Annotated in this window: 2 protein-coding genes and 1 pseudogene; all 3 read left to right on the top strand. The window is 71.4% G+C overall.

Translation table 11 applies throughout. The features are described 5' to 3' along the window. Positions 1 to 435: 435 nt before the first annotated feature. Positions 436 to 984, top strand: a pseudogene (locus tag GH736_RS25375) (uroporphyrinogen decarboxylase family protein); the annotation flags it as partial. A gap of 41 nt (positions 985 to 1,025) precedes the next feature. Continuing rightward, positions 1,026 to 1,691, top strand: a complete 666-nt coding sequence (locus tag GH736_RS25370) for a DNA repair protein RecN (RefSeq protein ID WP_235934638.1) — start codon at positions 1,026 to 1,028, stop codon at positions 1,689 to 1,691. Continuing rightward, on the top strand, positions 1,688 to 1,784 hold a 97-nt coding region (locus GH736_RS25850), incomplete at its 3' end, for a DUF7882 family protein (RefSeq protein WP_456236781.1). The genes GH736_RS25370 and GH736_RS25850, both read left to right, overlap by 4 nt.

The raw sequence follows: 1,784 nt of genomic DNA, 5'->3' as shown, positions 1-1,784 counted from the left end.
GCCGAGCACGCCGAACGCGATCGCGATGTCCGTGGTGGGCATCGCCGGCAGGCGGCGCATGAGGCGTTCGAGGGCGGGGGATCCGGCGAGGAGGCCGGCGACCACGATCGCCGCGGCCAGCGCGACGAGCACGGTGAGCTTCGTGCGATGCTCCGCGGTCGGGTTCATCGGGCGGCTCCGGCGCAGGCGCACATGCGGCAGCAGTGCGTCATCGGGGCAGGCCGAACGGAAGGTGGGATGGGCGAAACGATCGGGGACACGTCGTCTTCTTCTTCTCCGTGGGGGCGGAGGCGCGCCACCGTCGGCGCGTCGTCGTGGGGGGACACGACGGGTCCGACCTTAGCGTGCGCGCGCTCTCACGCACCAGAGGACTGGGACATCCGACCCAGACTGCTCCGTCTCCTCACAGCGGCACCCCCAGCCCGATACGCGACAATGTCACGCGTGATCCTCTCCGAGCAGCATCCCCTGTCCGCCGGCCTCACGGGCGACTCCCGTCTCGTCCGCGCCTACCGGGGGGAGCGCAGCGACACGACGCCGGTGTGGTTCATGCGCCAGGCGGGGCGCTCGTTGCCCGAGTACCGCGACCTGCGGGTCGGCACGCGCATGCTCGACGCCTGCCTCGACCCCGCCATGGCGAGCGAGATCACCCTGCAGCCCGTGCGCCGCCACCGGGTCGACGCGGGCATCTTCTTCAGCGACATCGTGGTGCCGTTGAAGCTCGTCGGCGTCGATGTCGAGATCCAGCCGGGCCGCGGTCCCGTCTTCGGTCGTGGCTATGCGGATGCCGCGGGCGTGGCCGAGCTGACGGCCGTCGACCCCGCGGGCCTCGACGCGGCATCCGGCCCCATCACCGAGGCGGTGCAGCGCACGATCGCCGAGCTGAACACCACCGACAACGGGTCTGGCACCGCCACCCCGCTCATCGGCTTCGCGGGCGCGCCGTTCACCCTCGCGGCGTACCTCGCCGAGGGCGGCCCGTCGACGCCATCGTGCTGCCGCCGCAGAGCGAGCAGGAGGTCGAAGTGTTCGCCGGCGCACCGTTGCAGGAGGCGGTGTCCGCGTATCGCGAGGCCTTCACGGCGTGGCGTGCCGACTCGGCAGAGCTCGAGCTGCTGCGCACCGCGCACGACACCCGGGTTCGCGAGGCACAGGATCTGCGCGAGGCGCTCGACGAGGTCGAGGCGGCCGATCCGCAGCCGGGTGAAGACGTGGAACTCGCCGAGCGAGCCGACCGGCTGTCGAATCTCGAGGAGCTGCGCGCCGCAGCCGCGCAGGCCAAGGCGCTCGTGTCGGCCGAGGACCTCGGCGACGGGGCACCAGACGCCATCGCCCTCGTCGACAGCGCGAGACGCCATCTCGATCGAGTGATCGACCACGACGCGGCGCTCGCGCCGGTCGCCGAGGCGCTGCAGAGCGCCGGGTTCCTGCTGGCGGACGCCGCCACCGAACTCTCGGGGTACCTCACCGGCCTCGATGCCGATGGGGGCCGTGAACTCGAGGTGGTGCAGGAGCGTCGAGCCCTCCTCACCTCGCTCGTGAGGCGCCACGGCACCAGCCTCGACGACGTGCTGGAGTTCCGGCGCACCGGGGGGCTGCGGCTCGTCGAACTCGATGGCGACGACGAGCGCATCGAAGGGCTCGAGGCGTCGGTGGAGCGGTCAACCTTCGGGACGGCAAATCTGTCGTGAGCATCTGGATCTCGCCGCGGTCAGCGGTTCAGTTCGTCTATTCCGGCAATCGACGGTCCACCCTGAACCGCGGGTGGCTCGAACGGCTCTCCG

This window comes from Agromyces humi (assembly GCF_009720255.1).
Lineage (GTDB): Bacteria > Actinomycetota > Actinomycetes > Actinomycetales > Microbacteriaceae > Agromyces > Agromyces humi.
Note: the sequence above shows the minus strand (reverse complement) of the source record. Positions and strands in the feature narration are given on the sequence as shown.